At 68.0% G+C, this 24,536-nt stretch carries 17 protein-coding genes; 10 read left to right on the forward strand and 7 right to left on the reverse strand.

The window, feature by feature from the left end:
- Positions 1-88 precede the first annotated feature (88 nt).
- The 4 genes from AC1DYP_RS09780 to AC1DYP_RS09795 all read right to left on the reverse strand — a co-directional run bounded on the left by AC1DYP_RS09780 (position 89) and on the right by AC1DYP_RS09795 (position 3,242).
- Positions 89-1,489 (reverse strand): pyridoxal-phosphate dependent enzyme, encoded by a 1,401-nt coding sequence (locus AC1DYP_RS09780; RefSeq protein WP_477046159.1) that lies wholly within the window; start codon positions 1,487-1,489, stop codon positions 89-91.
- 101 nt (positions 1,490-1,590) lie between these two features.
- The gene (locus AC1DYP_RS09785; RefSeq protein ID WP_477033830.1) at positions 1,591-1,824 is read right to left on the reverse strand and encodes a hypothetical protein; all 234 of its coding nucleotides are present in this window, start codon (positions 1,822-1,824) and stop codon (positions 1,591-1,593) included.
- Positions 1,825-1,958: 134 nt separating this feature from the next.
- Positions 1,959-2,612, reverse strand: coding sequence for a fructose-6-phosphate aldolase (fsa, locus tag AC1DYP_RS09790; RefSeq protein ID WP_477046160.1), 654 nt, complete (start codon positions 2,610-2,612; stop codon positions 1,959-1,961).
- A 78-nt stretch (positions 2,613-2,690) separates the two neighbouring features.
- Positions 2,691-3,242, reverse strand: coding sequence for a D-glycero-alpha-D-manno-heptose-1,7-bisphosphate 7-phosphatase (locus tag AC1DYP_RS09795; protein ID WP_477046161.1), 552 nt, complete (start codon positions 3,240-3,242; stop codon positions 2,691-2,693).
- Positions 3,243-3,361: 119 nt separating this feature from the next.
- Here AC1DYP_RS09795 and AC1DYP_RS09800 point away from each other — a divergent pair, with 119 nt between their 5' ends.
- Complete coding sequence (locus AC1DYP_RS09800; RefSeq protein ID WP_477046162.1) at positions 3,362-4,519, forward strand: AGE family epimerase/isomerase; 1,158 nt, start codon at positions 3,362-3,364, stop codon at positions 4,517-4,519.
- Here the strand turns inward: AC1DYP_RS09800 and AC1DYP_RS09805 are convergent.
- Together AC1DYP_RS09805 and AC1DYP_RS09810 are read right to left on the reverse strand one after the other, a co-directional pair.
- Positions 4,503-5,819: a mannose-1-phosphate guanylyltransferase/mannose-6-phosphate isomerase gene (locus AC1DYP_RS09805; RefSeq protein ID WP_477046163.1), complete on the reverse strand. Its 1,317-nt coding sequence runs from the start codon at positions 5,817-5,819 to the stop codon at positions 4,503-4,505. The two genes, AC1DYP_RS09800 and AC1DYP_RS09805, sit on opposite strands and share 17 nt — an antisense overlap.
- Before the next feature lie 95 nt (positions 5,820-5,914).
- The gene (locus AC1DYP_RS09810; RefSeq protein WP_477046164.1) at positions 5,915-7,951 is read right to left on the reverse strand and encodes an NAD(+) synthase; all 2,037 of its coding nucleotides are present in this window, start codon (positions 7,949-7,951) and stop codon (positions 5,915-5,917) included.
- Between the two features lie 199 nt (positions 7,952-8,150).
- Between AC1DYP_RS09810 and tkt the strand changes: the two genes are divergently transcribed.
- Both tkt and AC1DYP_RS09820 read left to right on the forward strand, forming a co-directional pair.
- Positions 8,151-10,115 (forward strand): transketolase, encoded by a 1,965-nt coding sequence (tkt, locus tag AC1DYP_RS09815; protein ID WP_477046165.1) that lies wholly within the window; start codon positions 8,151-8,153, stop codon positions 10,113-10,115.
- A gap of 129 nt (positions 10,116-10,244) precedes the next feature.
- The gene (locus AC1DYP_RS09820) at positions 10,245-17,189 is read left to right on the forward strand and encodes a M10 family metallopeptidase C-terminal domain-containing protein (protein WP_477046166.1); all 6,945 of its coding nucleotides are present in this window, start codon (positions 10,245-10,247) and stop codon (positions 17,187-17,189) included.
- Positions 17,190-17,203: 14 nt separating this feature from the next.
- Here AC1DYP_RS09820 and AC1DYP_RS09825 read toward each other — a convergent pair whose 3' ends face one another.
- Complete coding sequence (locus tag AC1DYP_RS09825; protein WP_477046167.1) at positions 17,204-17,965, reverse strand: sulfotransferase domain-containing protein; 762 nt, start codon at positions 17,963-17,965, stop codon at positions 17,204-17,206.
- A gap of 115 nt (positions 17,966-18,080) precedes the next feature.
- Here AC1DYP_RS09825 and gmd point away from each other — a divergent pair, with 115 nt between their 5' ends.
- The 7 genes from gmd to AC1DYP_RS09860 all read left to right on the forward strand — a co-directional run bounded on the left by gmd (position 18,081) and on the right by AC1DYP_RS09860 (position 24,535).
- Positions 18,081-19,148 (forward strand): GDP-mannose 4,6-dehydratase, encoded by a 1,068-nt coding sequence (gene gmd / locus AC1DYP_RS09830; RefSeq protein WP_477046168.1) that lies wholly within the window; start codon positions 18,081-18,083, stop codon positions 19,146-19,148.
- On the forward strand, positions 19,138-20,085 hold the full coding sequence (gene fcl, locus AC1DYP_RS09835; RefSeq protein ID WP_477046169.1) for a GDP-L-fucose synthase: 948 nt from the start codon (positions 19,138-19,140) through the stop codon (positions 20,083-20,085). Before gmd ends, fcl begins: the two co-directional genes overlap by 11 nt.
- Before the next feature lie 46 nt (positions 20,086-20,131).
- Positions 20,132-21,130 carry a glycosyltransferase family protein gene (locus AC1DYP_RS09840; RefSeq protein ID WP_477046170.1) on the forward strand — a complete coding sequence of 333 codons (999 nt, stop codon included), beginning with the start codon at positions 20,132-20,134 and terminating at the stop codon, positions 21,128-21,130.
- A 258-nt stretch (positions 21,131-21,388) separates the two neighbouring features.
- Positions 21,389-22,186: an ABC transporter permease gene (locus AC1DYP_RS09845; RefSeq protein ID WP_477046171.1), complete on the forward strand. Its 798-nt coding sequence runs from the start codon at positions 21,389-21,391 to the stop codon at positions 22,184-22,186.
- Between the two features lie 87 nt (positions 22,187-22,273).
- Entirely contained in the window at positions 22,274-22,936 is a 663-nt protein-coding gene (locus tag AC1DYP_RS09850; RefSeq protein WP_477046172.1) for an ABC transporter ATP-binding protein, read from the forward strand.
- Positions 22,929-23,432, forward strand: a complete 504-nt coding sequence (locus tag AC1DYP_RS09855; RefSeq protein WP_477046173.1) for an N-acetyltransferase family protein — start codon at positions 22,929-22,931, stop codon at positions 23,430-23,432. The genes AC1DYP_RS09850 and AC1DYP_RS09855 overlap by 8 nt, the downstream gene beginning before the upstream one ends.
- Entirely contained in the window at positions 23,429-24,535 is a 1,107-nt protein-coding gene (locus AC1DYP_RS09860) for a DegT/DnrJ/EryC1/StrS family aminotransferase (protein WP_477046174.1), read from the forward strand. Before AC1DYP_RS09855 ends, AC1DYP_RS09860 begins: the two co-directional genes overlap by 4 nt.
- Position 24,536 lies beyond the last annotated feature (1 nt).

The following is a 24,536-nucleotide window of genomic DNA, read 5'->3' on the forward strand; positions in this document are numbered from 1 at the left end:
AAGGTCCTTGGACGCCGCGCGACGGGGCATGGCGTGAAGAGTGGTGCGGACGGGCCGGTCCCACAAGCGGGCGCCGGCCCAACCGGTCCTAGGCGCTCATGCGCAGGTGGTTGATCAGGTCCACCCGGGTGATCACCCCGACGAACTCGTCGCCGTCGCAGACCAGGGCCACCTCGTCGCGGTCGAAGACGTCGGGCAGGGCGTCCACGCCTTGCGTCGATTGCAGGGTGTTGACGGCCTTGGTCATGGCCGCCCCGACCAGGGTCTTGAACTTCGGACCGCGATCGTCGTCCACGCCCTCGACGGCGGCCAGGATGTCGCTCTCGTCGAGGATGCCGACCAGCTTGCCGTGGTCCACCACCGGCAGCTGGCTGATGTCGCCGCTGCGCATGCGGTTGTAGGCGGTCAGCAGGGTGTCTTCCGGGCCGATCGCCACCACCCCGCCGTCGGCGTAGCGCTTGGCGATCAGGTCGCGCAGGTCGCCGTGCAGCTCACGCTGGTCGAAGCCGTGGGCGGCCAGCCACATGTCGTTGAACATCTTGGTCAGGTACTTGGAGCCCGTGTCGCAAACCAGGGTGACCACCCGCTTGGGCTCGGTCTGCTCGCGGCAGTAGCGCAGGGCGGCCGCCAGCAGGGTGCCCGAGGACGAACCGGCCAGCACGCCTTCCTTGCGCAGCAGCAGGCGGGCGGTCTCGACGCTCTCGCGGTCGCTGATCGAATAGGCGTGCCTGACCAGGCTCATGTCTGCCACGGCCGGGATGAAGTCCTCGCCGATGCCTTCGACGATCCAAGAACCGGCCTCGCCGTAGCTGCCGGTCGCCACGTATTCGCAGAGGATCGAGCCGACCGGATCGGCCAGCACCATCTGGGTCTTGGGCGAATGCCGGGCCATGAACCGGCCGACGCCCGTCAGGGTGCCGCCCGAGCCGACGCCGACCACCACCGCGTCGACGTCGCCGCCCATCTGCTCGAAGATCTCGGGGGCGGTCGTGGTCTCGTGCGCCTTGGGGTTGGCCGGGTTCTCGAACTGGTTGACGTAGATCGAGCCGGGGATCGACTGGGCCAGGGCCTGGGCCATGTCCTGGTAGTATTCCGGATGGCCCTTGCCGACGTCGCTCCGGGTCAGGCGCACATCCACGCCCATGGCCCTCAGGTGCAGGATCTTCTCCCGCGCCATCTTGTCGGGCACCACCAGGATCAGCTTGTAGCCCTTCAGGGTCGCCACCTGGGCCAGGCCCAGGCCGGTGTTGCCGGCCGTCGCCTCGATGATCGTTCCGCCCGGCTTGAGGCTGCCGTCGGCCTCGGCCGCCTCGATCATCGAGCGGGCCACGCGGTCCTTGATCGAGCCGCCGGGGTTCTGGTTCTCCAGCTTCAGGAACAGCCGGCAGGGCCCGGTGTCGAGGTTGCGGACCTCGATCATCGGCGTGTGGCCGATCAGATCGAGCGCGGAACCGACGACCGGAGGAAGGGTGAATTTGGGGTCGTTCATGGCGCAACTCGGCGACAGAGAGAAATGATCTCCCTATCTAGGCCCGTTTCGCGAAAGCGCAAACAGCGTTACGCGAGCTTCGCCACAAGCCCTTGCCGGCCCTAGGCCCCGCAGGCCGCGAGCCGGTCCATCCGCCATTCGCGGGCGAACTTGCGCCCGACCACGGCGTCCTCGAACACCACCTTGCGGCGCTCGCCCGACAGGTCCGGCGTGTCGTGGATCATGACGAACGGAAAGCCGTTGCGGGTCAGGAAGTCCCGGACGAATCCCGAGAAGCGCAGGGCCTCCTCGGCGGAGGCGATGCAGATCTCGACGGCGATGTCGGCGGCGTTCATGGGCGCGCTCCCGAAAGCGGTTACTAAGACCCTAACGCACGAACTCGCAAATGCGAACAACCTTCGCAGCTGCAAAATGAAACGGCCCCGGATTTCCCCGGGGCCGCATGAAAATCGAACAGCGTTCGAGCAGTCTACAGGATCGACTGACCGGTTCCGGCCCAATCCTTCAGAAACTGCTCCAGGCCCTTGTCGGTCAGCGGATGCTTGAACAGGTCGCCGAACACGGCCGGCGGGATGGTCACCACGTCGGCGCCGACGATGGCCGCGTCCTTGACGTGGGCGACGTTGCGCACCGAGGCCGCCAGGATCTCGGTCTCGTAGCCGTAGTTGTCGTAGATCGCGCGGATGTCGCGGATCAGGTCCATGCCGTCGAAGCCGTAGTCGTCCAGGCGGCCGATGAACGGCGAGACGAAGGTCGCGCCGGCCTTGGCGGCCAGCAGGGCCTGGGTCGGCGAGAAGCACAGGGTGACGTTGGTCGAGATGCCCTCGCCGGCGAAGGCGGCGCAGGCGATCAGGCCGTCGCGGGTCAGCGGGATCTTCACGACCACGTTCGGCGCGATGGCGGCCAGCTTCTTGCCCTCGGCGATCATCGCCTCGTGGGTGGTGGCGGCGACTTCGGCGCTGATCGGGCCCGGCACCAGGTCGCAGATCTCGGCGATCACCTCGAGCATCGGACGGCCCGCCTTGGCGATCAGGGTCGGGTTGGTGGTCACCCCGTCCACCAGGCCGGTGGAGGCCAGGTCGGCGATGATCTTGGTGTCGGTGCTGTCGAGGAAGATCTGCATGGACCTGCGCTTTATGTTTTTCGGGGGTTTCAGGCTCGTTTATCCGTCCCGAGGGTCCGCGCCAAGCCGGTAAAGCCCCTAGGCGACGCCCAATCCGTCGACGGGCGGAAACCGCTCGCCCAGGTTTTCGCGCAGGAAGGCCAGCAGGTCGCCGCCCCGGAACCGCAGGCCTTCGACGCCGGCCCGGCGGGCGGCCTCGACGTCCGAACCCTTGTCGCCGACCAGCACGGTCTCCTCCGGCGTCAGCGACCAGTCGGCCAGGCCGCGCAGGATCATGCCGGGATTGGGCTTGCGGTCGGGGTGGTCGGGATGGCGATAGCGGTCCAGGGCGGCGTCCTCGTGGTGGGGCGCGACATAGAAGGCGTCGATCCGGCCGCCGACCTCCGCCAGGCCCGCCTGCAGGGCTTCGTGGAAGGCGTCGACCTGGGCTTCGGTGAAGTAGCCGCGCGCCACGCCCGACTGGTTGGTGACCACCAACACCTTCACGCCCGCCGCGTTCAGCGCCGCGACCGCCTCGCGGGCCCCGTCGATCCAGTCCAGCCGATCGGGCTCGCAGACATAGCCGTGGTCGAGGTTCAGCACCCCGTCGCGGTCGAAGAAGACGGCTTTCAGCGGCGCTTTTCCGGACATGTCCCCGCCTTACGACAGCCCGTCCGGGGCGACAAGACGCGGGAACCCCGCCGGGGCTTGGCGAAGCGCGGCGCGTGGGCCTAGAACGGCTCCAGCCTCGCAAGCCCTCAGGATCGCAGATGACCGACGACTTCGCCAGCCTTGTCCGCCTGCGCGACGAACTCAAGGCCTGGGCCCTGGAGCACGCCTTCCCGGTCTGGTGGGAGGTCGGCGCCGACAAGGCGCAGGGTGGTTTCTTCGAGAAGATCGCCCTGGACGGGACGCCGGTCGAGGCCCCGCGCCGGGCGCGGGTGCAGCCGCGGCAGATCTATTCCTACGCCGTGGCCGGCCTGCTGGGCTGGGACGGCCCGTGGAAGCAGGCCCTGGAGCACGGGCTGGACTTCTATCTGAGCAAGTACCGCCGACCCGACGGCTTCATGCGCACCCTGGTGGCCAGCGACGGCTCGCCGCTGGACGACAAGGTCGACCTCTACGACCAGGCCTTCGGGCTGTTCGGCCTGGCCATGGCCAGTTCGGTGCTGCCCGAGCGCGCCGACCTGCCCGCCCTGGCCGTCAGCCTGCGCGACGCGCTCTACGCCACGCTCAAGCATCCCGTGGCCGGCTTCGAGGAGAGCGTCCCACGCACCCTGCCGCTGCTGTCGAACCCGCACATGCACATGTTCGAGGCCAGCCTGGCCTGGATCGAGACGGGCGGCGACGACCAATGGCGCGCCATGGCCGACGAGATCGCCGAACTGGCCCTGACCCGGTTCATCGATCCCAAGAGCGGCGGCCTGCGGGAATATTACGACGGCGACTGGAATCCGGCGCCGGGCGTGGACGGCCGCATCGTCGAGCCTGGCCACCAGTTCGAATGGGCCTGGCTGCTGCTGCGCTGGGGCAAGCTGGCCGGCCGCGACGACGCGGCCAAGGCCGCCCTGCGGATGATCGAGATCGGCGCGGGGCCCGGGGTCGATCCCAAGCGCGGCGTGGCGATCTTCGCCCTGCTCGACGACATGAGCGTGCACGACGACGTCGCCCGCCTGTGGGCCCAGACCGAACAGATCAAGGCCGGCGTGCTGGCCGCCCAGCTCACCGGCGACGCGCGCTGGTGGACCACGGCCGCCAACGGCGCCGAGGCCCTGCTGAAATATTTCGACGTGCCGGTGAAGGGCCTGTGGCGCGACAAGCTGCGGGCGGACGGGACCTTCGTCGAAGAGGCCGCGCCCGCCAGCTCGTTCTACCACATCGTCTGCGCGATCCTGGAGCTGGACCGGGCGGTCAGCGCCAGGTCGTGACCAGGACGGAGGTCGCGACGGTCGCCTTGACCAGGACCGGCGAGTGCAGGTCCTGGCGCGCGCCGGCTTCGTAGGTTTCCCGGTCGGCGGCCAAGGCGCCGTCCAGCACCTGGAGGGAACAGGCCGGCAGGTCGGCCACCGCGCCGGCCTCCATCCGCCAGAGCTGAACCCGGGCGCTGGGCGTTTCGGTCACCGGCTGACGCTCCACGCCGCCGCTGAAGGCGATCGCGTGGCGGTGAGCGATGTCGCGGCCGCTGGCCTTGAGGACATCGACCAGGGTCTTCACGGCCTGGGCGTCGTCGCGACGGCAGACCAGAAGCGCGTCCGGCTCGGCGATGATCAGCAGGTCCTCCACGCCGATCGCGCCCACGAACGGGCCGGACGAGCGGGCGAGCACGTTCTTGGTGTTGATCAGATGGATGTCGCCGCTGGCGGCGTTGCCCTCGGCGTCGCGGATCGAGGCTTCCCAGATCGCGTCCCACGCGCCCAGGTCGGACCAGGTGAAGGCGGCCGGCGCGACGGCCGCACGGGTGGTGCGCTCCATGACCGCATAGTCAAGCGACTTCTTGGTGGTCGTACCGAATGCTTCGCGATCCAGGTGCAGACGAACGCCGTCGCGCTGGCCCTTGGCGACGGACTCGATCGCGCCGTCGCGGATCGCCGGCTCGAAGACGGCCAGTTCATCCAGCAGAGTCCTGGCGGTGAAGGCGAAGTTGCCGCTGTTCCAGTAGTAGCCGTCCTGGATGTAGGCCTTGGCCGTGGCCAGGTCGGGCTTCTCGACGAAGGCCGCCACGGCCTTCACGCCGCCGGGCAGGCTGTCGCCTGGCTTGATGTAGCCGAAGCCGGTGGCCGGCCCGGTCGGCTGGACGCCGAAGGTGACGATGAGGCCGTCGCGCGAGGCGTCGATGGCCACGAGGGCCGCGGCGCGGAACATCTCGGGTTCGGCGATGTGGTGGTCGGCCGCCAGCATCAGCATGACGCCGTCCGGCGACTGGGACGCCACATAGGCGGCGGCGGCGGCGATGGCCGGCGCGGAGTCGCGCGCCTCGGGCTCGATGATCACCGTCAGCTTGACGTTCAGTTCCAGCGCCTGGCGTTCCACCAGCTCGGCCATCGCCTTGCCCGTCACCACGACGATCTCGTCGGCGCCTGGCAGGTCCATCACCCGCAGGATCGTGTCCTGGAAGCTCGACCGATCGCCGATGAGCTTGAGGAACTGCTTGGGGCGGTCCGCGCGCGACGCGGGCCACAGGCGCGTGCCCGATCCGCCGCACAGGATCACTGGATAGATGGCAGGCAACGAAAATCCCCCTGGGAAAGCAACAACCTGACGCGAAGCGATGTCAGGTAGCACATCGTCTTCGCCAAAATGGAGACTTTATGGCGACGCGCGGGTCAAACGGGCACGGCGGCGTGGAGTTCAGCCAGCCACGCCTCGGCTGACGCATCCGAGGGCATCCGCCAGTCGCCGCGCGGCGAAAGGGCTCCGCCCGACGAGATTTTCGGGCCGTTGGGCATGGCCGAGCGCTTGAACTGGTTGGTGAAGAACCGCTTCAGGAACAGCTCCAGCCAGCGCTTGATCTCCGGCAGGTCGTAGGCGCGCCTGGCGTCCTCGGGAAGCCCCACGGGCCAGGCGCCGGCGGCGGCGTCATGCCAGGCCGTCCAGGCCAGGAAGGCGATCTTCGACGGCGCCATGCCGTAGCGGGTCAGGTAATAGAGGTTGAAGTCCTGCAGGGCGTAGGGCCCCACGAAGCTCTCGGTGGCCTGGACCTGCTCGCCCGGCACCAGCTCCGGCGAGATCTCGGTGGCCAGGATGTCTTCCAGCAGATCGCCGGTCGCCTCGTCCACGTCGCCCGAGGCGGCCACGAAGCGGATCAGGTGCTGGATCAGCGTCTTGGGCACGCCGGAATTGGGGTTGTAGTGGCTCATCTGGTCGCCGACCCCGTAGGTGCACCAGCCCAGGGCCAGCTCCGACAGGTCGCCGGTGCCCACCACCATGCCCTGGTGGTGGTTGGCCAGGCGGAACAGGTAGTCGGTGCGCAGCCCCGCCTGGACGTTCTCGAAGGTCACGTCATAGACCGCCTCGCCCTTGGCGAACGGGTGGCCGAGGTCCGCCAGCATCTGCCGGGCCGCCGGGCGGATGTCGAGCTCCTCGGCGGTGACGCCCATGGCGGTCATCAGCTTCCAGGCGTTGGACTTGGTGCCCTCGGAGGTCGCGAAGCCCGGCAGGGTGTAGGCCAGGATGTCCGAGCGCGGCCGGCCCAGCTGGTCCATGGCCTTGGCCGCGACGATCAGGGCCTGGGTCGAGTCCAGGCCGCCGGACACGCCGATGACCAGGCTCTTGGAGCCCGTCGCCTCGACGCGGCGCGCCAGGCCCTGGACCTGGATGTTGTAGGCCTCGTAGCAGTTCTCGGCCAGCTTGGCGGGGTCGGACGGGGTGAACGGGAAGCGCTCGATCGGCCGGACCAGGGCCAGGTCGCCGGCCGGCGGCGTGAAGTCGATCGGCACGATCCGGAACGGGGTTCCCGGCGGGCTCAGGGCCATGGAGTCGCCGAAGCTGCCCACCCGCATGCGCTCCTGGCGCAGCCGCGCCACGTCGACGTCGGCGATCGCCATCACCGGCCCGGTCGAGAACCGCGGGCTCTGGGCCAGCAGGGCGCCCATCTCATGGATGTCGACATGGCCGTCCCAGGCCAGATCCGTCGAGCTCTCGCCCGCCCCGGCCGCCGAATAGACATAGGCCGCGATCGCCCGGGCCGACTGGCTGGCGCACAGCAGGCGCCGGGTCTCGGACTTGCCGATGGTGATGTTGCTGGCCGACAGGTTCAGCAGGATCTCGGCTCCGCCCATGGCCTGGGCGGTGCTCGGCGGATTAGGGGTCCAGACGTCCTCGCAGATTTCGACGCCGACCGTGAAGGCGGCCTGGCCGAGATTGCGCAGCAGGATGTCGGTGCCGAACGGCGCGGCCTGGCCGGCCAAGTCCAGGGTGCGGCCGACCACGCCCGAGCCCGGCGTGAACCAGCGGCGCTCGTAGAATTCCCGGTAGTTGGGCAGGAAGCTCTTGGGGATCACCGCCCGCACCCGGCCGCCCTGGATGGCGATCGCGGTGTTGTAGAGCCGGCCGTTGTCGCGAAGCGGCGCGCCGACCACGAACAGCGGCGAAAGATCCTTGGTCTCCTGGGCCAGGGTCGCGATCGCCGTCTCGACCGCGTCGAGCAGGGCGTCCTGTTGCAAGAGGTCGTCGATCGTGTAGCCGGTCAGGCCCAGCTCGGGCAGCACCAGCACCGCGACGCCGGCCTCATGGGCCTCGCGCACCAGGGCCAGCGCGCTCTGGGCGTTGGCCGCCGGATCGGCCAGCTTGACCTTCGGGACGGCGGTGGCGACCCGGACGAAGCCATGGCGATAGGGCGAGAAGAACGACGGAGAACTCAAGAGACCCGGCCTTTCGAGGTTATGCTAAAAATGAGCATAAGTCCGCTTACAGCTATAACGCCTGCGCACGTTGTTGCATAGCGCCCACGCGAGGGCGCCGGTAGGGCTCGCGGGCCGGCTCGCGGGTTGACCCCAGGGGGTCATCGTGCGACTCGCGGCCTCGCGCAGCCCCGCAAAACAAGAACAACCCGGAACTCCCATGCCCGTTTCGCCCGTCAAGCTGGCCGACGCGATCCGCGTCCTTTCCATGGACGCCGTCCACAAGGCCAAGTCCGGCCACCAGGGCATGCCGATGGGCATGGCCGACGTCGCCACGGTGCTGTGGGGCAAGTTCCTGAAGTTCGACGCCTCCAGGCCCGACTGGGCCGACCGCGACCGCTTCGTGCTGTCGGCCGGACACGGCTCGATGCTGCTCTATTCCCTGCTTCACCTGACCGGCTTCAAGGCCGTGACGATGAAGGAGATCGAGAACTTCCGTCAGTGGGGTTCGCTGACCCCCGGCCACCCCGAGGTGCACCACACCCCGGGCGTGGAGACCACCACCGGCCCGCTGGGCCAGGGCCTGGCCACCGCCGTGGGCATGGCCATGGCGGAGGCGCATCTGGCCGCCCGCTTTGGCGGCGACGTCGTGGATCATCGCACCTGGGTGATCGCCGGCGACGGCTGCCTGATGGAGGGCGTCAGCCACGAGGCGATCAGCATCGCCGGCCGCCTGAAGCTCAACAAGCTGACCGTGCTGTTCGACGACAACAACACCACGATCGACGGTGAAGCCACCATCGCCGAGACCGGCGACCAGCTGATGCGCTTCAAGGCCGCCGGCTGGGCGGTCAAGGCCGTCGACGGCCACGACCACGGCAAGATCGCCGCCGCCCTGCGCTGGGCCACCAAGCAGGACCGCCCGACCCTGATCGCCTGCAAGACCCTGATCTCCAAGGGCGCGGGCCCCAAGGAAGGCGATCCCCACAGCCACGGCTACACCCTGTTCGACGACCAGATCCGCGACGCGCGCCTGGCCATGGGCTGGGACGCCGCGCCGTTCACGGTGCCGGACGACATCGCCAAGGCCTGGAAGAGCATCGGCCGTCGCGGCGCCCGCGTCCGCAAGGCCTGGGAAGCCGTCGTCAAGGCCTCGCCGCTGGCCGACGACTTCGCCCGCGCCATGAAGGGCCAGCTGCCGGCCGACGCCTTCAAGGCCCTGGACGCCCACATCGCCGAAGCCGCCAGAACCAAGCCGGGCAACGCCACGCGCGTCCATTCCGGCGCGGCCCTGGACCAGTTGATCCCGACCGTCATCGACATGGTCGGCGGCTCGGCCGACCTGACCGGCTCGAACAACACCTTCGTCAAGGGCATGAAGCCGTTCGACGCCCCCGACTACGCCGGCCGCTACGTCCACTACGGCGTGCGCGAGTTCGGCATGGCGGCGGCCATGAACGGCATGGCGCTGCACGGCGGCGTGGTCCCCTATTCGGGCACCTTCCTGGCCTTCGCCGACTACAGCCGCCCGGCCATCCGCCTGGGCGCCCTGATGGGGGCCAAGGTCATCCACGTGATGACCCACGACTCCATTGGCCTGGGCGAGGACGGCCCCACCCACCAGCCGGTCGAGCACGTGGCGTCCTTGCGCGCCATTCCGAACCTGCTGGTCTTCCGTCCGGCCGACGCGGTCGAGACCGCCGAGTGCTGGAAGATCGCCCTGGAGCAGGCCGCCACCCCATCGGTGATGTGCCTGTCGCGCCAGAAGGTGCCGGGCGTGCGCGACAGCGCCGCCGCCAACCTGTCGGCCAAGGGGGCTTACGAGCTGCTGGCCGCCGAGGGCGGCGAAGCGGCGGTGACGATCTTCGCCTCGGGCACGGAAGTCTCGGTCGCCGTGGCGGCCCGCGACATCCTGCAGGGCCAGGGCAGGCCGACCCGCGTCGTCTCGACCCCCTGCTGGGAGCTCTTCGAGCAGCAGAGCGCCGCCTACAAGGCTTCGGTGATCGGCCAGGCGCCGGTGCGCGTGGCGGTGGAAGCCGCCGTCCGCATGGGCTGGGATCGCTTCATCGGCGTCGACGGCAAGTTCGTCGGCATGACCGGCTTCGGCGCCAGCGCGCCGTACGAGCGCCTGTACAAGGAATTCGGCATCACCGCCGAAGCCGTGGCGGCCGCCGCCCAGGCCTAGGTTCCCGCGCCAGCGCCCGTCGCCCCTGAGACCGACGGCCTGCTCGTTGAGATTGCAAAAGATGTCGCGGCCGATCTGCTATGACGCTAAAGCAGTGATCAGAGACGAGTAGCGTCGGGGGGCAGTCGAGTGGGCATTTTCAATGGTACGCCGGGCGACGACATCCTCGTCGGCGGCGATGGCGACGACACGCTCAATGGCGCGGGCGGCGACGACACGCTGAGCGGCGGCCTCGGCGCCAACACGATCGACGGCGGAAGTGGCGTCGACACCGTCGACTACAGCTGGGCCCCCATCGGCGTGAAGGCGGACCTGTCGGTCCTGACCGCCCAGCAGGTCCTTGGCCAGTGGGTCAATTCTTCCGAATGGCGCGCGGCCACCGACACGCTCGTCGGGATCGAGAACATCCGGGGCTCCGCTCAGAACGACGAACTGTGGGGAGACCTGGGCTCGAACCTCCTCGAAGGCGGCGCGGGCAACGACGTGCTGTTCGACGGCAAGGGCGGCGCCGACGACATCCTGCGCGGCGGGTCGGGGAACGACAGCCTGCAGACCTGGAACGGCAGCACCGGCGTCCATGTCGCGCACTATTACGGCGAAGACGGGGACGACAACCTCTACGTCTCCGACGACAACGCGCAGGCCGAATACTGGCTCTCCGGCGGCGACGGCGACGACCGCATCTCCGCCAGCCGCGACGCCTACGGCTCCGCGCACACGACGATCGACGCCGGGGCCGGCGACGACTATGTGGCGATCACCTACGGCGACGACTACCGGATCACGCTGGGAGCCGGCCGCGACTGGGTGACGTTCTACCCCGCCGATCAGGCGATGCGCGCCACCATCACGGATTTCCAGGTCACCGGCGCGTCCTCCGACGTCATCGATCTCGGCGCATTCATCTCCTATACGCTTTCGACGCTGACCGCCTATCTTCCGCCGCGCTGGGATCAGCACACCAACCCGTTCGCGGACGGCTATCTTCGGCTGACCCAGACGGGCGCCGACACCTGGCTGGAGATGTCCGCCTATCCCGGCGGGTCCTACCAACCCATCCTTGTCTTCAGCAACACGGTCGCGACGAGCTTCACCGCGGCGTCCTTCGCCGGCTACGACCCCTTGGGCGGCCCGGTCCTGGGCATGACCCTGACGGGCCACGGCGCGCTCGACTTCATCAAGGGCGCCGGCGGGGCCGACATCATCCAGGGCGGCGACGGCCAGGACCAGATCGAGAGCGGCCTCGGCGACGACGTCGTCCATGGCAACGCCGGCACCGACGTGCTCGATGACAACTCCGGAAACGACCAGCTCTACGGGGACGACGGCAACGACATCCTGAGATCGACCCGCTCAGGCAAGACCTTCTTCGACACGATCGTGATGGACGGCGGCGTCGGCGACGACGACATCGATTTCGCGAGCTACTACCGGACCTCGAGCGCCACCGTCACGCTGACCGGCGGAGAGGGCTCGGACTATATTCGGCTCTGGGGAAGCACCCGGGCCGTCGTCGAGGGCGGAGCGGGCGACGACCGCCTGCAATACTACGGCTTCGACAATCCTGGCGTCTCCGTCCTTTCGGGCGGCGACGGCGACGACTTCTTCTATCTGACGCTCAGCGACGAGGTCATCCTGCAGGGCGGAGCGGGCGATGATGGCGCCGAGGTGCGGCTCATCTATACGCTCAGCGGAGACCTGCGGTTCGACGGCCGGTCGAGCGCCCAGAACAACCTGATCACTCTCAACGGCGCCACCAAGGCGCAGCTGCAGGGCATCGAGCGCATCACCTTCTACGCGGAGTCGGGCAACGACGTCATCTACGGCGGCAGCGGCAAGAGCGAGATCCACGGCGGCGCGGGCGACGACGAGCTCGGCGCGGGTGCGGCAGGCGCCACCCTGTACGGCGACGACGGAAACGACCTGCTGGTCGGCGGGCCGGGCGACGACACGCTGGACGGGGGAGCCGGCCAGGACACCCTCCACGGCGGAGACGGAAGCGACCTGCTGATCGGCGGGCCGGACGCCGACACTCTGGACGGCGGCGCGGGGATCGACACCGCCAGCTACGCCGCTGCCCTCAGCCCCGGCGTGACCGTCAATCTCGCCACCGGCGTGGCGACCGCGGACGGCTCCACCGACACCCTGACCAATGTCGAGAACGTCGTCGGCTCGGCCCTCGCCGACCACATCACCGGCGACGACGACGACAACGTCCTGGACGGCGGCGGCGGCAACGACATCCTGGAAGGCGGACCGGGCAGCGACACGCTGCTCGGCGGCGCGGGCGACGACCTGCTGCGCGGCGGCCTGCGCGGCGCGTCCTACGGTTCGACGAGCGAAAAGCTGGACGGCGGCTCCGGCGTGGACCTGGCCGCCTATGACGAGCAGAACTTCCAGGTCACCGTGAACCTGGAGAGCCACAGCGCCTACGGTCTCGGCTTCATCCACACCCTGAGCAACATCGAGGACGTCCTCGGCTCGGCGTTCGCTGACACCCTGACGGGCGACGCGGGCGCCAACCGCATCGACGGCGGCCTGGGCGACGATCTCATCGCGGGCGGCGGCGGCAACGACGTGCTGCTGGGCGGTGTCGCCACGGGAGTCGACGTGCTGGTCGGCTTCTCGGACGTCATCCTCGGCTTCGGCGGCGACAGCGCCTATGGCGACGCGGCGGCCAACCTGATCAACGGCGGCGAGGGCGACAACTACATCGACGGCCGCGGCGGCGACGACAAGCTGTACGGCGGCGGCGGCAACAATGTCCTCGTCGGCGGCGACGGAAACGACCAGCTCGGCGCCGGCGAGGGCGCCAACCTCCTGATCGGCGGCGCGGGCAATGACCGCTTGTCCGCCGGCGGCCACAGCATCCTGATCGGCGGCGTGGGCGACGACCATTTCACGACCGGTGACAACGGCTTCGTCTCCTACGAGGACGCGACCAGCGGCGTGACCGTTTCAGCGCTGATCCACGTGGCGCAGGATGTCGGCGGCGGCCGGGGCATGGATACCCTGGAAAGCGTCGGGGGGCTGAGGGGCTCGGACTTCAACGACGTGCTGAAGGCCGCCCAGGTGCAGGGCGGTAAGGGCGACGACATTCTCACGGGCTATGGCTTCCTGGGGACGGCGCTCTATGACGACGCGACCAGCGGGGTCACCGTCGACCTGAGCATCACCAGCGCGCAGAACGTCGGCGGCGGCCTGGGCGCGGACACCCTTTCGGGCATCCTGAACCTGGTGGGCTCGGCGTTCGACGACGTCCTGACGGGCGACGCCTCGAACAACAGGTTCGACGGCGGCGGGGGCAGCAACGTCCTCAACGGCGGGGGCGGCGACGACACCCTGATGGGCGGCGCCGGCGCGGACGTCCTGAACGGCGGCGCGGGCGTCGACTTCGCCAACTACAGCGGCGCGACGTCGGGCATCGACCTGCAGATGGTCTTCACTGTCGCCCAAAACACCCTGGGCGGCGGAATCGACACCCTGATCGGCATAGAGGGCGTCCAGGGCTCGGCGTTCAACGACGTCATCGCGGGCGACGCGGGCGTCAACCGCCTGGGCGGCGGCGCGGGCGACGACCTGCTCAAGGGCGGCGGCGGCGACGACATCCTCTACGGCGGCCAGTACAACTACCCGTTCACCATCCAGACCAACTATAGTTCCGTCGAGGGCAAGGACGTCCTCGAGGGCGGCGCGGGCGACGATCTGCTCTATGCCGGCGATTACGTCGGCGGCGACGACATCCTGCGCGGCGGCGCCGGCAACGACCGCATCATCAGCGAAAACAAGGTGATGGCCGTCTATGGCGATGACGGCGACGACCGGTTTGAAATCACGGGCGGCGACCGCCAGGGCGTGATGGACGGCGGGACCGGCACGGACGTGCTGCAGGCGCGGGACGTCAATATCGCCGCGCTGCAGATCACCGGGGTCGAGACGCTGGCGGGCAGCAACGTGACCGCGACGGTGGCCCAGTTCACCGCCTTCACCCAAATCGGAGCTTTCCTCGGGAGCACCTCGACGCTGGCCCTGGCCAGCGGCGGCGTCATCGATTTCTCGAAGAACGCCGTCGGCGCCGTTTCCGTCACCGGGTCGGACGCCAACGACGATATCACCGGCACCACGGGCGCCGACACGCTGTATGCCAATGCGGGCAACGACATCCTGCACGGCGGGCTCGGCAACGACACCCTGTACGCGGGCCTGGGCGCGGACCAGCTGTTCGGCGGGGCCGGAGACGACTTCCTCGGCCGCACCATGAATTTCAGCGGCGCTGCCGACACGGGGACCGACCGCTTCTGGGGCGAGGCCGGCGCCGACACCTTCTCCATCGGCTCGGACGGCGGAATGGTCGCCCTGGACGGCGGCGCCGACAACGACCTGTTCTACCTGGGCGGCGGCCTGGTCGGCACGGTCGAGGGCGGAACGGGCGTCGACGCCATCTCGAGCTCCGACATCCACAACCTGACGGTCACCGACGTCGAGCGGCTGATCGGCGGGACCACCGCGACGGCAGCGCAGTTCGCGGCCTTCACGGCGATCGAGAGCTATAACGGTCCCGGCGCGATCACCGACCTGGTGCTGGCGACCGCGGGCGCGGTGAACTTCAGCCTGAACGTCCTGGCAGGCTCCTGGATCTCGGTGACGGGATCGTCCGGCGCGGACGTGATCACCGGCACGGACGGCGCCGACACCCTGAACGGCGCCGACGGCGAGGACACCCTCAACGGCGGGGCCGGGGCCGACACCCTGAACGGCGGCGCCGGCTATGACGTGGCCAGCTACGGCTCGGCCAAGTCCGGCGTGACGGTCAGCCTGGCGGCGACCGGTCAGCAGAACACCGGCGGCGCAGGCGTCGATACACTGATCGGCGTCGAGGGCCTGATCGGCTCGGCGTTCGACGACACGCTCCAAGGCGGCGCTTTGCGCGCGATCATGGAAGGCGGGGCGGGCGACGACCGGATGTACGGCGGGGCCGGAGACGACCTTCTGCTGGGCGGGCTGGGCAACGACCATCTGTACGGCGGCGGCGGGGCCGACGTCCTCTCCGGCGACGCCGGCTTCGACTTCGTCCGCTACGACCTCTCGGCTTCGGGCCTCTCGATCGATCTGGCCGCCGGGACTGCCGGGGGCGGCGACGCCCAGGGCGACTCGCTGATCGACATCGAGGGCGTGGTGGGCGGCGCCTTCGCCGACGCGATCTACGGCGGCAACGCCGACAACGTCTTCTATGGCCAGGGCGGCAACGACGTGCTGAGGGGCGGCGGCGGCGCCGACACGCTGGACGGCGGCGACGGCGATGACACCCTCGACGGCGGCGCGGGCGCGGACCTCCTGAACGGCGGCGCCGGATACGACGTGGCCAGCTATGCGTCGGCCCGGTCGAGCGTGACGGTGAACCTGGCGGCCTCAGGCGCCCAGGACACCGGCGGCGGCGGCATCGATGTCCTGACCAGCGTCGAAGGCCTGGTCGGATCGGCCTACAACGACGTGCTCTCTCTTTCCGGCGCGCCTGGCGGCGTTCGCAGCGCTGTGGAAGGCGGCGCGGGCGACGACCGGCTGTACGGCGCGGCCGGCGCGGACTACCTCCTGGGCGGCTCCGGCGCCGACCATCTCTATGGCAGCGCCGGAGCCGACATCCTTGACGGCGGCGCCGACTTCGACTTCGTGCGCTACGACACCTCATCCGCCGGCGTCGCGATCGACCTGGGATCCAACGCTTCGGGTGGCGACGCCCAAGGCGACTCCCTCGTCGGTATCGAAGGAATCGTCGGGTCGGCCTTCGCCGACGTGATGTTCGGCCGCGAGGGCGACAACATCTTCCATGGTCAGGGCGGAAACGACGTCCTGCGGGGCGGGGCCGGCAACGACGTCCTGAACGGAGGCGACGGCGACGACAACCTGACGGGCGGAACCGGCGGCGACGCCCTGCGGGGCGGGGCCGGCTTTGACGTCGCGCGCTACGACGACCTGGCCGGCGGCGCCGTGGTCAATCTGACGACCGGCGTCAACAGCGGGTCGGCCCAGGGCGACGTCCTGACCGACATCGAGGGATTGCAGGGCACTTCGTACTCCGGGGACGACCTGACCGGCGACGGCGGCGCGAACTCGATCTACGGCCTGGGCGGCGACGACGTGCTGCGCGGCATGGGCGGCGACGACGTGCTCGACGGCGGCGACGGCAGCGACCACCTCTACGGCGGAACCGGCGCCGACGTCCTGCGGGGCGGGACGTTCGTGGACCTGGCGCGGTACGACAACGCCGCCGAAGGGGTTTGGGTCGATCTTGCCCAAGGCAAGGGATTCACGGGCGAGGCGGCCGGCGATACGCTCGTCCAGATCGAGGGTCTGGTCGGTTCAGGCCATGGCGACACCCTGGTGGGCGACAGCGCCATCAACATCCTCTACGGCCAGGGCGGCGACGACGTGCTGGTGGGCGGCGACGGGGGCGACACCCTGGAAGGCGGCGCAGGCAACGACCACGTCTACGGCGGCGCGGGCGGCGATGTCCTGCGGGGCGGCGAGGGTGTGGACTTGGCGCGCTACGACACGTCGGCCAGCGGGGTCTGGGTCGATCTGAACCAGGGCGTCGGCCTGGCGGGCGAGGCGGCAGGCGACACCTTCAACGCCATCGAGGGCGTGATCGGGTCGGCCAGCGCGGACACCCTGATCGGCAACGCCGGCGGCAACACCTTCTACGGCCAGGCGGGCGACGACACGCTGGACGCCGGGGCCGGAAGCGACACCCTGTTCGGCGGCGCGGGCGCGGACACCTTCGTCTACGGGGAGATCGCCGACTCGACGGCCGCCCAGAAGGACCGCATCTGGGACTTCAGCCTGGCGGACCACGACCGCATCGACCTGTCGGCGATCGACGCCGACACGGCGACCGGGCAGGACGACGCGTTCACCCTGGCGGCGGCCCTGACCGGCCAAGCCGGACAGGCGGTCCTGACCTACGACCAGGCGCAGGACGCCACCAACCTGGCGCTGGACGTCAACGGCGACGGCCTGGCCGACTTCCTGCTGACCATCAACGGCCACCTGACGACGACCGAAGGCCTGATCCTGTAGAGGACCGGCGGCGCCTAGGGCGCGTACCCTAGGCGTCCCATCCATGCGCCATGCCGGGCCATGAAGACCTCGATCTCCTCGGCGGTCAGGGTCTCGGGAACGCCGGCCTGGCCTCGCCGAAAGAAGTCGGGGCGGGCGGTGTTCATGCTGGCCCAGGGATCGATCCACGGCGCGATCGGTTCGACGTCCAGGAAGGCGGCGATGCGCGCATGCGCCGCCGCCGGCTCGCCGATCAGGCTTTCATAGGTCAGCAACAGGGTGTCGGGCCGCTCCAGGGGATTCCAGGCGTCCAGGTGCAACGACCAATTGTTGAATGGGGTCGCGCCGTCGACGATCTCGGACCACGGCGCGTCCTGCTCATCGATCTGGACGCGATAGTGCCGATAGGAATCGGTCGCCACCAGACCGTTGCGGACAACATAGATCGCCTTGCCATGGTCTTCGGGCTGGTCGTGGGTCTTGACGACCATCAGCTCCGGATTGTCCCGCGCGGCCGCGTAGAACTCGGGATAGTCGCCTTCGTAGGACAAGGCGCCGATGGTCGAAACCAGGCTGTCAGCCATGCCCTTCGGGCTTCGGGCCGCCTTGGCCTCGTACTTGGAGTAACTCTTGAGTCCAAAAACCGATTGCAGAACGGTCCGGACGAGGGTGTTTCCAGAACGCGGAAACGACGCCAGCCAAACGATCAAGAGACGACTTTCCTTTTCTTTTCCAAGACACCGGGCTAACGCCTCATTGTGCGGCGTCCTGGAACGGGGCGAAGCGGATTTGCCCAAACAGTTGTACCGGCTTCCCGCCAGAATGTCGCGAGCATCGGTTGGCCACGCGGACGAAATGCGCTAGGAGCGCCACAACTTTGCGGACGCAGGTCCCATCCTTCGGAGAGATACATTGGCAACTGGTAAGGTAGCTCTAATCACGGGCGTGACGGGTCAGGATGGAGCCTACCTGTCGGAGCTCCTGCTCTCGAAGGGCTACACCGTCCACGGCCTCAAGCGGCGCTCGTCCTCGTTCAACACCGGCCGGATCGAGCACCTCTATCAGGATCCCCACGAACAGGACCCTCGGTTCATCCTGCACTACGGCGACATGACCGACAGCACCAACCTGATCCGGATCGTGCAGCAGGTCCAGCCGGACGAAATCTACAACCTGGCCGCCCAGAGCCACGTGCAGGTCAGCTTCGAGACCCCGGAATACACCAGCAACGCCGACGGCACCGGCACCCTGCGCCTGCTGGAGGCGATCCGCATCCTGGGCCTGGAAAAGAAGACCAAGTTCTACCAGGCCTCGACCTCGGAGCTCTACGGCCTGGTGCAGGAAGTGCCCCAGAGCGAGAAGACCCCGTTCTATCCGCGCAGCCCCTACGCCGCCGCCAAGCTCTACAGCTACTGGATCGTGGTGAACTACCGCGAGGCCTACGGCATCCACGCCAGCAACGGCATCCTGTTCAACCACGAGAGTCCGCTGCGCGGCGAGACCTTCGTCACCCGCAAGATCACCCGCGCCGTGGCGGCCATCAAGCAGGGCTTCCAGGACAAGCTGTACCTGGGCAACCTGGACGCCAAGCGCGACTGGGGCCACGCCCGTGAATATGTCCGCGGCATGTGGCTGATGCTGCAGCAGGAAGAGGCCGACGACTACGTGCTGGCCACCGGCGAGACCACCCTGGTGCGTGACTTCGTGACCAAGGCCTTCGCCGAAACCGGCGTGACCATCAACTGGTCGGGCGTCGGCGTCGAGGAAAAGGGGACCTGCGCCGAGACCGGCAAGGTCCTGGTCGAGGTCGATCCGCGCTACTTCCGCCCCACCGAGGTGGAGCTGCTGATCGGCGACCCGACCAAGGCCAAGGAAAAGCTCGGCTGGGTGCACGACACCAAGTGGGAGCAGCTGTGCGCCGAGATGGTCGCGGCGGACATGGCGACGGTGGCCAGAGAGCAGCGCCGCAATGTCGACTGAGACGCGCTTCGTTCTGAAGGGCAAACGCGTTTGGGTGGCCGGCCATCGTGGGATGGTCGGCTCCGCCATCGTGCGGCGGCTGGCGACCGAAGACTGTGAAGTGATCACCGCCGGGCGCGAGGTCGTCGACCTCAAGCGCCAGGATCAGGTCCAGGCCTGGATGGCCCAGGAGAAGCCCGACGCCATCTTCCTGGCGGCGGCGAAGGTCGGCGGCATCCTGGCCAACGACAGCTTCCCGGCCGACTTTCTGTACGACAACCTGATGATTGAGGCGAACATCATCGAGGCCGCGTTCCGCAACGACGTGGCCAAGCTGATGTTCCTCGGCTCGTCGTGCATCTATCCGAAGCTGGCCCCGCAGCCGATCCGCGAGGACAGCCTGCTGACCGGCCCCCTCGAGCCAACCAACGAGTGGTACGCGATCGCCAAGATCGCCGGCATCAAGCTGGCCCAGGCCTATCGCAAGCAGCACGGCGCCGACTTCATCAGCGCCATGCCGACCAACCTCTACGGCGAGGGCGACAATTTCGACCTCAACTCCAGCCACGTCCTGCCCGCCCTGATGCGCAAGGCCCACGAGGCCAAGCTGTCGGGCGCCCAAAGCATCACGATCTGGGGCACCGGCGCCCCGCGTCGCGAATTCCTCAACGCCAACGACTGCGCCGACGCCTGCGTGCACCTGATGAAGACCTACTCGGACTTCGAGCACGTCAATGTCGGTTCGGGCGAAGACGTCACCATACTGGAACTGGCCCAGTTGGTCTGCGAGGTGGTGGGCTTCAACGGGCGGATCGTCACCGACCCGTCCAAGCCGGACGGCACGCCCCGCAAACTGATGAGCGCTGACAAGCTCCGCGCCATGGGCTGGGCGCCGCGCATCGCGCTCAGGGACGGCGTGGTCGAGACCTACGACTGGTTTCTTCGGCAAGGCCAGTGATGCTCGAAACGGACACGGCCCGCCCGCGCCGACACGGGCGAAAGCGATGAGCGGCATCGGCGTCGCCATGGCGCTGAAGAACGTCAGCGGCGCGCTGGATCACGCGATCCAGTCGATGCGGGCGTTCGGCGTGACCGAGATCGCGGTCAGCGACGCCTCGGGCGATCCCCGCGTGCGGGAGCGGTTCGCGCCGGTCTCCGACCTGATCACGACCTATTTCGCCGAGCCTGACAAAGGGCAGTCGCACGGCCTCGACAAGGCGTTCCGCGCCCTAAAGAGCCCGATCGTCGGCTGGCTCAACCACGACGACTTCCTGGTCCGGAACGGCGCCGAGGCCGTTCGCGGGGCGCTGGCCGACCACGACGTGGTCTATGGCGAAGCCCAGTTTCTGGACATGCGCGGTGACATCGTCGGCTATCATCCGAACGTTTCGGACGACCTTTCCCGCCTGGGCCAGGAGAACCTCGTCGCCCAGCCGAGCTGCTTCTTCAAGAACGGGCTCTACCAGGATATCGGCGGGCTGAACTACGACCTGCACTACACGATGGACTGGGACCTCTGGATCAGGATGGCCCAGGCCGGCGCGGCGTTCACCTACGCCCCCGCCCTGCTGTCGGGCGTGACACTGGACCCGGACGCCAAGACCGCCAAGCTGTCGCTGAGCCGTGCGCGCGAGATCCAGGGCTTCCTGTCGCGCAGCGGCGCCGGTTTCGGCGAACGCACGACCCTGATCGTCGAATCCATGAAGACGGCCCTGCTGTGGAAACTGCGCGGCGATACGCCCGGCCACCCCTATTTCACCGTCTGGGCGCACAAGCACGGATCCGAGCGGGCGCCGGCCGTCGCGGGCGGACAGCGGGTCAATGTCTTCGGCCTCGAACCCGTGGCCGAAGGCGAAGCCGAGGTCTGGCGCCGAGCGGCGAACGGGGAGGATCTGGCGATCCGCGTTCGCGTCGCGCGGACCGACGCCTTCGCGCCCGTCGCCCTCGATTTGCCCTTCGAGATCACCGACCTTGGACGCGTGCGTTTGCCGGTCGAAAGATGACCCAGGTCTTGCGTATTCAGGCCGCAATTCTTTGCGAAACAACAGCTTTCCGGAGACGTCTCGGGCGCGACCCAGCAGGCTTTACAACCCGCCGCCGTGTGCTAGAGAGGCTCACGATTGCGCGGCGGCGAAGCCTGGTTGGCTGGTCTTATGCGCTGGGTCCAGGCGTCGCCCGGTTGGCGTGATCGATCTATTTTTCAGACATCAGCGCCTCCCGATCGGCGGCGCAAACATGTCGTCACAGGAGTTGGAGAGCGTATGTCGCGTGCTAGTCTGTCGAGCGCCGTCAGCGACATATCCTCGGGTATCGGCTCCTGGAGAATCTGGACCGCGCTGGCCCTGACCGACATCAAGACGCGCTATCGGCGCTCTCTGATCGGCCAGTTCTGGATCACGATCTCGATGGGCCTGACCATCGCCGCCCTGGCGGTCGTCTACTCCCAGATCTTCAAGATCTCGCTCAGCGTCTATGTTCCGTTGATCACCATCAGCTTCATCTGCTGGGGTCTTCTGGCCTCGTTCGTCAACGACAGCGCCATGGCGTTCCTCGACGCGGAGGGCTACATCCGGACGTCGACCTTGCCCAAGGCGACGTTCGTCTACCGGATGATCACGCGCAACTCGATCATCTTCGCGCACAACCTGATCCTCATCCCCATCGTGATGGTGATCTTCCGGATCGTGCCGAACTGGCACCTGATCCTCTTCGTTCCGGCCTTCCTCCTGGTCCTGCTCAACGCCGTCTGGATCGCCCTGATCCTGGGTCCGATCTCGGCCCGCTTCCGCGACATGCCTCTGATGGTGTCCAGCCTCACCCAGATCGCGTTCTTCGTCTCGCCGGTCATGTGGGAGCGCAAGCAATTGAGCGCCGAGGGCCAGTTGCTGGTCAACGCCAATCCGTTCGCCGTCTTCCTCGAACTGTTGCGCGATCCCCTCCTGGGACGGATGCCGTCGGCATACCATTGGACGTTCGCGATCGTTCTGTGCGTCGTGGGCTGGACCGTGGCCCTCTTGCTCTATTCCCGCCTCCGCGCGCGAATTGCCTTCTATCTGTGAGGACGAATGGCGTCGATTGAACTGAACGGGGTAACGCTCTTCTACCCCATCTTCGACTCACGCAGTCGCTCCCTTAAGAACACCGTGATGCGGAAGGTCGGCGGCCGGATCTACGGCAAGGGCGACCACGTGGAGGTTCGGGCCCTCTCGAACATCAGCCTGAAGATCAACAGCGGCGACCGCGTGGCCCTGGTGGGCCAGAACGGAGCCGGCAAGACGACGCTGCTAAAGGTTCTGGCGGGGATCTACGAACCGCCGACCGGGCGCATCAAGATCTCGGGCAGCATCTCTTCGCTGACCGACATGACCATGGGCATGGATCTTGAAGCCTCCGGCCGCGAGAACATCCTGATGCGGTGCATCTTCCTGGGCATGACCCATGCCGAGGCGCGCGAGAAGGCCACCGAGATCGAGGCGTTCACCGAGCTGGGCTCCTATCTGGACCTGCCGGCGCGCACCTACTCCACCGGCATGCTCGTGCGCCTGGGCTTCGCGGCGTCGACGGCGATGAGCCCGGACATCCTGGTGATGGACGAGATGATCGGCGCCGGCGACATGGCGTTCGCGGCCAAGGCGAGCGAACGCGTCTCGAGCTATGTCGACAACGCCAAGATCCTGGTGCTGGCCTCGCACAACAACGCCATTCTCCGGCAGTTCTGCAATCGCGCGATCTTCATCGACGGCGGCGAAATCCGCGCCGACGGTCCCGTCGACGAGGTGATCTCGCTGTACGAGACCGCCTATGGCTGAAACGCCGAACGCCGTCGCGGGCCAGGATCTGGCGGTGCGCCTCTTGGCCCCCCCTGACGTCGACCGCCTGACGACGTTCTTCGGAGAGATCGCCGCGGATCCGGCCGCGGACCGGTTCCATCCCCACCCGTTCACGGCCGACGCCGCGCGCATGATCGCCGAGCATCGGGGACGGGATCTGTACCTGGGGCAGTTCCTCGGCGACAGGCTGGTCGGCTACGGCATGCTGCGGGGTTGGGACGCGGGTTACGAGACGCCTTCGCTCGGCATCTATCTGAGCGCCGACGCGCGGGGCCGGGGCCTGGCCAGGATGCTGATGGAAGACCTTCACCGTCGCGCCGGCGAGAACGGCGCCCGGAAGGTCAGACTGAAGGTCTATAAAGACAATCTCCGAGCCGTGAACTTGTATGAACGGCTGGGTTATGTGTTCTTCGCCGAGGAAGGCGAACAGCGCGTCGGCTTATTTGAGCTCATTTCACAGGGGGGTGGCCGGTGAGCTACCAATATCCGGTTTATCGCCCGCGCCTGACTGGCCGCGAACGGGAGTTGGTGCTGGAGTGCATCGATTCCACCTGGATTTCTTCCAAGGGCAAGTTCATCGGCGAGTTCGAGAGCCGGTTCGCCAGCTTCCTCGGCGCCGAGCACGCCCTGAGCGTCTCCAACGGCACGGTCGCGCTGCACGTGGCGCTGGAAGCGCTGGGCGTCGGGCCGGGCGACGAGGTCATCGTCCCGACCCTGACCTACATCGCCTCGGTCAACGCGATCCTCTACACCGGAGCCACTCCGGTGTTTGTCGACAGCGAGCGCGACTACTGGCAGCTGGACGTGGAGGCCGTCCGCGCCAAGATCACCGACCGCACCAAGGTCATCATGCCGGTCCACCTCTATGGCCAGGCCTGCGACATGGAAGCCCTGATGGCCCTAGCGGCCGAGCGCTCGATCTACGTGGTCGAAGACTGCGCCGAGGCCCTGGGCACGCGGATCGGCGATCGCTTCGTGGGCACCTTCGGCGACGTGGCCACGTTCAGCTTCTTCGGCAACAAGACGATCACCACCGGCGAAGGCGGCATGGTCGTCGCCAAGGACCCGGCCGTCGCCAGCCTTATCAGCCGCCTGAAGGGCCAGGGCCTGGCCGCGAACCGCGAATATTGGCACGACATCGTCGGCTACAACTACCGGATGACCAACATCTGCGCGGCGATCGGTTGCGCCCAGATGGAGGACGTCGAAGGCGTCATCGCGCAGAAGCAAAAGATCGCCGAATGGTACGGCCAGGGTCTGGCCGGCCTTCCGTTGGCCCGCCACGCCGTCAAGCCGGGCACCTTCCACAGCTTCTGGATGGTGTCGGTCGTGACCGATCAGGCGGAGGATCGCGATCCCCTGCGCGAGCACCTGAAGGCCGCCGGCGTGGAAACCCGCCCGCTGTTCTATCCGGTCCACACCATGGAAATGTACGGCAGCGGCGGCGCGGCCGAATATCCCGTGGCCGACTACCTGTCGCAGCGGGGCCTCAACCTTCCCAGCTATCCCGATCTGACCGAGAACGATGTGAGCCAGATCTGCGGCCATATCCGCGCCTATTTCAGCCGCAACGGATAGC

It is taken from the genome of Caulobacter sp. P1_D6 (genome assembly GCF_056406095.1).